The sequence below is a fragment of the Vibrio sp. zbq_1 genome (assembly GCF_043102935.1).
In the GTDB taxonomy this organism is placed as follows: domain Bacteria; phylum Pseudomonadota; class Gammaproteobacteria; order Enterobacterales; family Vibrionaceae; genus Vibrio; species Vibrio parahaemolyticus.
Genome location: NZ_JBICJH010000015.1, coordinates 566,206 through 573,575 on the forward strand (window position 1 = coordinate 566,206; position 7,370 = coordinate 573,575).

Annotated in this window: 7 protein-coding genes, 1 pseudogene and 1 riboswitch; of the genes and pseudogenes, 3 read left to right on the forward strand and 5 right to left on the reverse strand. The window is 47.0% G+C overall.

All coding sequences use genetic code 11. From position 1 onward, the window contains the following. Positions 1 to 13: 13 nt before the first annotated feature. The 3 genes from ACF8CV_RS10520 to thiD are packed head-to-tail and all read right to left on the reverse strand — an operon-like array spanning position 14 to position 2,412. Positions 14 to 814, reverse strand: coding sequence for an ABC transporter permease (locus ACF8CV_RS10520; RefSeq protein ID WP_069543946.1), 801 nt, complete (start codon positions 812 to 814; stop codon positions 14 to 16). Further along, a complete protein-coding gene (locus tag ACF8CV_RS10525; RefSeq protein WP_021484383.1) occupies positions 807 to 1,565 on the reverse strand; it encodes an ABC transporter ATP-binding protein in 759 nt (252 codons plus the stop codon). The genes ACF8CV_RS10520 and ACF8CV_RS10525 overlap by 8 nt, the downstream gene beginning before the upstream one ends. Next, positions 1,555 to 2,412, reverse strand: a complete 858-nt coding sequence (gene thiD / locus ACF8CV_RS10530; RefSeq protein WP_155007048.1) for a bifunctional hydroxymethylpyrimidine kinase/phosphomethylpyrimidine kinase — start codon at positions 2,410 to 2,412, stop codon at positions 1,555 to 1,557. The genes ACF8CV_RS10525 and thiD overlap by 11 nt, the downstream gene beginning before the upstream one ends. Positions 2,413 to 2,508: 96 nt before the next feature. Further along, positions 2,509 to 2,616, reverse strand: a riboswitch (TPP riboswitch). Positions 2,617 to 2,928: 312 nt separating this feature from the next. On the opposite strand from thiD, the gene ACF8CV_RS10535 reads away from it, so the two are divergent. Together ACF8CV_RS10535 and ACF8CV_RS10540 are read left to right on the forward strand one after the other, a co-directional pair. Continuing rightward, the gene (locus ACF8CV_RS10535; protein ID WP_025501218.1) at positions 2,929 to 4,314 is read left to right on the forward strand and encodes a TldD/PmbA family protein; all 1,386 of its coding nucleotides are present in this window, start codon (positions 2,929 to 2,931) and stop codon (positions 4,312 to 4,314) included. Beyond that, positions 4,314 to 5,657, forward strand: a complete 1,344-nt coding sequence (locus ACF8CV_RS10540) for a TldD/PmbA family protein (protein ID WP_138938189.1) — start codon at positions 4,314 to 4,316, stop codon at positions 5,655 to 5,657. The genes ACF8CV_RS10535 and ACF8CV_RS10540 overlap by 1 nt, the downstream gene beginning before the upstream one ends. Positions 5,658 to 5,737: 80 nt before the next feature. Here the strand turns inward: ACF8CV_RS10540 and trmY are convergent, their stop codons facing one another. Further along, positions 5,738 to 6,337, reverse strand: a complete 600-nt coding sequence (gene trmY / locus ACF8CV_RS10545) for a tRNA (pseudouridine(54)-N(1))-methyltransferase TrmY (RefSeq protein ID WP_023623060.1) — start codon at positions 6,335 to 6,337, stop codon at positions 5,738 to 5,740. 165 nt (positions 6,338 to 6,502) lie between these two features. Here trmY and ACF8CV_RS10550 point away from each other — a divergent pair, with 165 nt between their 5' ends. Beyond that, a complete protein-coding gene (locus ACF8CV_RS10550; protein ID WP_031851417.1) occupies positions 6,503 to 7,027 on the forward strand; it encodes a DUF3087 domain-containing protein in 525 nt (174 codons plus the stop codon). 125 nt (positions 7,028 to 7,152) lie between these two features. On the opposite strand, the pseudogene ACF8CV_RS10555 reads toward ACF8CV_RS10550, so the two are convergent. Then, positions 7,153 to 7,370: pseudogene (locus tag ACF8CV_RS10555) on the reverse strand (hypothetical protein); the annotation flags it as partial.

Sequence of the window (7,370 nt, forward strand, 5' to 3'; positions counted from 1 at the left end):
CCTTTTTCTTTCCCTATTTGTTTTCCCAGGGAATGGCTTTTTTCAGTAATTTGTCAGTAGTGAAATAGAGTGCGATAGACAGCGCGGCGAGGATGAATAGGGCAGCGAACATCTCATCGATGATCATGCGAGCGTTGGCTTGCAGCATCAGATAGCCCAAGCCCTCACTTGAGCCGACCCATTCACCTACCACGGCACCAATCGGCGCAATAACCACGGCAACACGAATACCAGACGCTAACGTTGGCAGGGCGGCAGGTAGTTGAATATGGCGCAGTAATTGCCATTTCGATGCGCCCATGGTTTTGGCAAGATCGAGGTAACCAGTTGGTGTATTGCGTAAACCGTCGTAGCAACATGTCGTGACGGGGAAAAAGATGATGATCGCCGCCATTACTACTTTCGATGCAATGCCGTAACCCAGCCAAAGCATGAGCACTGGCGCGATAGCAAACACAGGAATCGCTTGGCTAGCGATAAGAATCGGCAATAGCCAGCGTTTGAGCGGCTCGAACATCAGCATTTGCAAAGCGAATAGCAAACCCATCGATAATCCAAGCGCCAAGCCAAGTAGGATCTCTTGTGCTGTTACCCAAGTGTGTTTGAGTAGCACGTCGTATCGAGTCACTAATCTATTCAATACTTCAATTGGCGAAGGCAAGATGAAGCTTGGCATGTCAAACACCACTACAATGAGTTGCCACAAACCTAAGATCACGGCTGCGCTGATCAGCAGACGCAACGCCGGATGAGTCACGCGTTCCTTTTTATTAATATGCGCCGAAACGGAGTTGTACTGAGTCATATCACTCATAGTCTTTCTCCAACTGATCCAAAATCGCTTGCTGTAGAACTGCGCACTCTCCATCAAGTAGGCGAGGTGGTGGCGAATCAGGTACATCAAGGTGCTGTGCTTGAGCAGGCGTGCCTTGCAACACATAGAGTTGGTGTGCCAATCGCACTGCTTCTTGTGGATCGTGCGTAATCAAGACAACGGTTTTGTCCTTTAGTAGCTCGGCAGAGAGAGTTTGCAATCTGTGGCGTGTCACGGCGTCCAATGCCGAGAAAGGTTCATCCATCAAAACCAAAGGTTTGTCTTGCATCAGAGTACGAGCAAGGGCTACGCGCTGTCGCATACCTCCGGAGATTTGAGCGGGTTTGGCGTAAGCGTAATCTGCCAACCCAACGAGCTCTAACAAGTTGAGAGCGCGTTGTTTCTCATCCGCTGAATTTGAGTAGGCGTGAGAAAAGCGCGAGCTAAGACAGACGTTATCCAGCACGTTAAGCCACGGTAGCAATAAATCCTGCTGAGCCATGTAAGCGACACGGTCATGCAGTGCGGCGCCATCGCTTGTGATGAGTTCGCCATGCCAGTCAACTTGGTTATCCAGTAGGCCAGCTAAGTAACGCAATATCGTGGTTTTTCCGCAGCCACTTCGCCCGAGTAATACCGTCCATTGACCGATAGGAATGACCATGTTCACTTTCGCTAAAGTCGGTGTTTGGCTGTCTTTGTATTGCAAACTGGCGTCGGAAAGCTGAATGCCAATCGCGTTAGCGAACATAGGTATGACCCGCAAAGAAGTGATGTACTGGTCCGTGACCTTTCCCCACTTCCAATTCATCCGCATGAGCGATGGCTTGGCTGATGTACTGTTTTCCTAAATGCACGGCTTTGTGCAGGTTGTTGCCTTGACCAAGGTAAGACGCAATAGCGGAAGACAGTGTACAGCCCGTACCGTGGGTGTTTTGGGTTGGGAAACGCTTGGCGCTGATTAACTCGGCACTGTTTTGCATGATCAGCAGATCGTTGCTGTTTTCATCTTCTTCAAGGTGACCGCCTTTGAGCAGAATGGCTTTGGCACCAAGCGCACGAAGGTCGTCAATCATGTCACTCATTTCTGCCTCAGATTGAGGTACAGGCTTACCTGTCAGTGCGGCACCCTCTGGCAGGTTAGGAGTGATGATGTCTGCCAGAGGAATTAGTTCTTGTTTTAATGTGCTGATTGCTGATTGCTCAAGTAGCAAATCGCCGCTGGTGGCGACCATGACGGGATCAATCACAAGATGCTTGGGTTGGTACTGTCTTATTTTGCTTGCCACCACTTTGATGATGTTCGAATCCGCCAGCATGCCGACTTTTACCGCCACAATATTGAGATCGGTAAACACCGCATCGAGTTGGCTTTCAACGTGATCAAGTGGGATAGGGAAAATGGCAGAAACGCCTTGCGTGTTTTGCGAAGTGATGGCGGTAATGACCGAGCATGCAAAACTGCCTGTTGCCGACATTGCTTTGATGTCTGCTTGAATACCTGCGCCGCCGCCACTGTCGGAGCCTGCGATGGTCAATACGATAGGGGTAGGTAAGGCTGGCGTCTGATGTGAATAAGGCTGTGATTGCTGCGTCATGGTCGCTCCTATTACAAGACGTATAGGAACTGACTTTGACCGCTGTGGGCAGATCGATTGTTCGATCGTTTCACTCGCCAAAGAGAGGCGGCGAAAGGCAAAGCGCGCATAGTTCCCTACGTCAGTGCTAACTGAATCAGGTTCAACGGGTCTCGAATTTCGATCTCAGCCAACGCTTATCACGTGGCCCCCCGACTATTTCGCTCGGATGATAACAGGACGCTTACTCAAGAGATACGTTTTTTGAGAGTAATTATTATTGAGTATTCAATTATGCGAAGTGAGTGATAGAGTAAGCTTCTTAATACTTTGTTGCGCGGAATTTTCCAGTGCAACGCTCTGATGAAAGAGCAGAAACTGGAATATTAAATAAAGAATCGTGGTCTCTTTTGGCAAGGATTAGCATAAAACAAGGTTAAAAAACTGTTAAAATTTAACGCGTTGCCAATTTAACTTTACGGAATTTATCGGAAGTTATTTAGGAAGGCTAAGACGATCATCGAGCAAGGAGACTTCATGCTTAATTCTGTAACAGCGAAGTCAGTGATCGATCATGCTCTCTTTTTAGGAGCTGATTTCGCTGAGCTATTCGTTGAACATCACCAAACCAACACCGTCCAGATCGCATCTGGTGAGGTGGATAATGTAAATTCAGGTATCGATTTTGGTATCGGTATTCGCCTCTTCTTCGGTCACAAAGTGCTTTACGGTTACACCAACAGCACGGACGAAACCGAACTAAAACGCGTGACATCACTGCTTGCAGCGAAAGACAAGCGTGAGCAAATCGCGTCAGCGGGTTCTTTGAATTTGAACCGCTACCCAATCCAACATGGTTGCAGCATGCCGCTAAGTAAGGATGCTAACCTAGATTCAAAAATCGCATTTCTATTGAAAGTTGACCAAGCTGCGCGTGCAGAAAGTGAATACATCAGCCAGTTCATTGGTAGTGTGCTTCAGCGCGAGCAGCAAGTGTCTATCTTCAACTCAGAAGGTTTGCATGTAGACGATACGCGTCACTACATTCGTGTTGCGGGTAACACAGTTGCCCAGAAAGGCAATGAGCAATCTTCTGGCATGGAAGGCCCGGGGGCACTTGCCGGTTGGGAGTTTAGCGAACAGATCGATGCGAAAGAGCTGGGTCAAACTATCGCTCAACAAGCGTTAGTGAAATTGGGCGCGGATGCTTGTCCATCGGGTGAAATGCCTGTGGTAATTGGTAACGGCTTTGGCGGCGTTATCTTCCACGAAGCGTGTGGCCACCTGCTAGAAACCACTTCGGTTGCGAAGAAGGCGTCGGTATTCCACGACAAAATGGGTGAGATGATCGCTCATACCGCAGTGAACGCAGTAGATGACGGCACGATGACCAATGAGTGGGGCTCAATCCACGTTGATGACGAAGGTTTGCCAACGCAGCGTACCCAACTGATCAAAGACGGTAAGCTAACTAGCTTTATGGTCGACAAAATGGGCGGCATGAAGACAGGTTACGAGCCAACAGGCTCTGGTCGTCGTCAGAACTACAAGTTCGCACCAACCTCACGCATGCGCAATACCTTTATCGAAGAAGGCGAGCATTCACTCGATGATATGCTTGCGGGAATCGAACGCGGTATTTACGCCAAGAAGATGGGTGGTGGCTCCGTTCAACCTGGGACGGGCGAATTTAACTTCGCTGTTCGTGAAGCGTATTTGATTGAAAATGGCAAAATTACCAAGCCTTTGAAAGCGGCGACACTGATCAGCACTGGTCCTAAAGTATTGAAAGAAATCAGTATGGTCGGTAAGGACATGGCACTTGCTCCAGGTATGTGTGGTTCAGTGAGTGGCTCAGTACCTACAACAGTCGGCCAACCAACCCTTAAAGTGGACAATATTCTGGTAGGAGGCGGTAACTAATGAGCCAAGAACAACAACTTCTTAACGCGGTTGATTACGTCCTGTCAGAAGCCAAACGCCAAGGTGCGGAAGCGGATGTGATTGTGAACCGTAACAGCAGCTTTTCGCTGAAAGCAAACCAAGGCAAGCTGGATGAGTACAAAGTCAGCTCAAGCCAAGTGCTGGGTGTTCGAGTCATTAAAGATGCCCGTGTCGCGACCAGTTATTCTGAATCACTAGAGCAACCAAGTTTAGATTTGATGCTCATAAACGCGCTGCAAAGTGCTCGTTTTTCTAAGCAAGATGAACATCAAACTATCAGCTGCGTAAACAGCAAAATCACCACTGATATTGCAGAAATTGCGCAAGACGATACCACATCGGTCGATGAGAAAATTGAACTGTCCCTCGCGCTTGAACAAGATGTTGTGGCTCAGCCTCACGCTTCAAGCTCACCATACAATGGTTATAGTGACGGCGAAACTCAGCTCATCATCGCGAATACTCAAGGTACGTTATGTCAACATTTCGAGCGCTCTTTCACTTGTTACGCGTATACCTTATTTGAAAAAGATGGCAAACAGTCGATGGCAGGTAGAATGTCGTTAGGTCGCCGTTTTGATGAGTTGAATCCAACTTACTGCATTGAAGGCGGTTACAACCTTGCTCGCGACCTCCTTGATGGCGCACCAGTTGCGACAGGTAACTATCCAGCCATCTTCCACATCAATGCGCTAAGCAGCCTGTTTGGTGCATTTGGCAGTGCGTTTTCTGGTGTGAGTGCGATGAAAGGCATCTCGCCACTGGGTGACAAGCTTGGTCAAAGCGTAGCAAGTGAACTTCTCACCTTTACCGATGCGGCATACATGCCAAATGGTATGGCTATCGCAGGGTTTGATAGTGAAGGTTTTGCCACTCAAGACAATGTGTTGATCGCCAATGGCCAACTGAATACGCTATTGCACAATAGCCAAACAGCGAGTTATTTAGGTGCAGTGTCGACGGCAAGTGCATCTCGCAGTGCGAAATCGAGCCTAGACGTATCGGCAAATCATAAAGTGATTGCGACAGGCAACAGCAGTGCGTCAGAAGTCAAAGCAGGTGAATACCTAGAATTAGTGGAACTGCAAGGGGTTCACTCTGGTGCAGATGCTGTCAGTGGTGATTTCTCATTTGGTGCGAGTGGTTTCTTGTGCCGTGATGGTCAGCGTGTTCAACCTGTGCGCGGAATTACAGTTGCAGGTAACTTCTATAAGATGCTGCAAGAAGTAGAAGCTGTGGGTGATACGCAGCTTATTAATGACAGCCGCACTTTCTTCGCGCCAGATGTGCGTTTTGCTCGATTGAGTATTGGCGGTAAATAAGCGCGGCATAGAAAGTCAGAAACAAAAAAGAGGACTCAATCGAGTCCTCTTTCATCATCTAGCAACGTGTACGCGAATAACTAGAATTCGCGGATATCCAGTTCGTTGTGGATCAATACTACACACTGAGAAGCAAACAGCATCTTAGGTCCAAGGCTGATTTTCTCAGTACCTAGGCGCTTCAAGCTGTTGAACGACTTCTTCGGCATCGGAATGTGGTCGGTTAGCAAGAAGCATGGGTTTTCACCAATTTCTGCATCACGAACAAATTCGCCTTTCTTGTCCAACATATAAAGTTGGTGGTCTTCCGCCAGTTCTTGAACCAAGCGTTCGAAGCTCACTGTACGAACCGTAATACCCGGCTCAACTTCACGAAGCTGCTCTTTACCCATACCAACAGATGTGTCCAACGCACGGGCAACGGCAGAGATCAACGTTGACTCGTGAAAACCACCAATATTGGTAATGTCGTTTGAACGAATGGTAATCGTGCGCGAGTAATCCTTCGTGCTCTCTAATACCAAGTGGACAACCACATCTTCACGGTGAGATTGTGCCACGAACATGGTGTTCATCATGGTATGAGCAAGGATCTCGGTATGTGCCTCGTTACCAACACCTTCTAATAGTGCTTTGCTGGTGGTTGGCGCCGCGCGAGCTCGTAAAACAAAAGAGCGCATGAATTTAGCCTCTATATAGAATAGAAAGAGTGAATGCGCGGAAGTATATACCCAAGCAGGGAACGGATGCGAGTTTAATAGTAAATGTGAACTTACTTACAAAGCTTCGATTGTGGAGCTGGGTGTGCTCGTTAGAATAGGAGGCAACCCTGTTAGGAGCGGTATATGGAAATCAAACAGATAAATAAAGACATTTATAAAAAGAAAGTAAACCTTGTGATTGGCGGTTTTGTTGCGTTGCTCGCCATCTCCTCTCTTGCCTTTAGTACCTTGTTGATTATTTTGTTTGGCAACACTGAAGTCGTACCAGAACAATCAACGGGCAATTTCCATTGGAATTTGATTGGTGTCGTTCTCGCAGTTGCAACTTCCCTCTCTTTATTGAATCAAATTAAAACTCGACCATACATGGAAGAAGTGCTGTACGTTTGGAAACTCAAGCAACTGCACAACAAAATCTTTCGTAAACTAAAAAGCATTAAAGCAGCCGCGAGCAATGACGATGTAAAAGCGCTCACTACGCTTAAGTTCTATTACACCACGCAACGCCAAGTGTTTGAGCTAGACAACAACACATTGACGATGAGTAGTGTAAATAAAGAACTAGAGGCAATAGATCAAATCGAAGTCGACAAATCACTGCACCTTGATATTGCAAGCTTTGAAGAGGGGTGGATAGACACATACTGATTGCTTATTTGCTACTTGAACTTAACAACTGAGTGCTAAAAATGAGCGTTTGAATGAGATTTCATCACTCGACGCTTTTTTTTGAATTTTTTTCTAAAAAGGGGTTGCCAAGAAAACTCATCTCCCTATAATGCGCCTCCGTTGTCAGGGCAAAGCGGAAACGCAAAAGCAGTTGGCAATAAGGCGAAAAAGCTCCTAAAAATTAATTTTAAAAAGTGTTTGACACTAAGAATTAGTTCATTAGAATACGCCTCCGCTTTGAGAGAAAACTTCTCGCAGAGCAAGCTCTTTAACAATATAAACCTATCAATCTGTGTGGGCACTCGTTGATGATAATCCAATT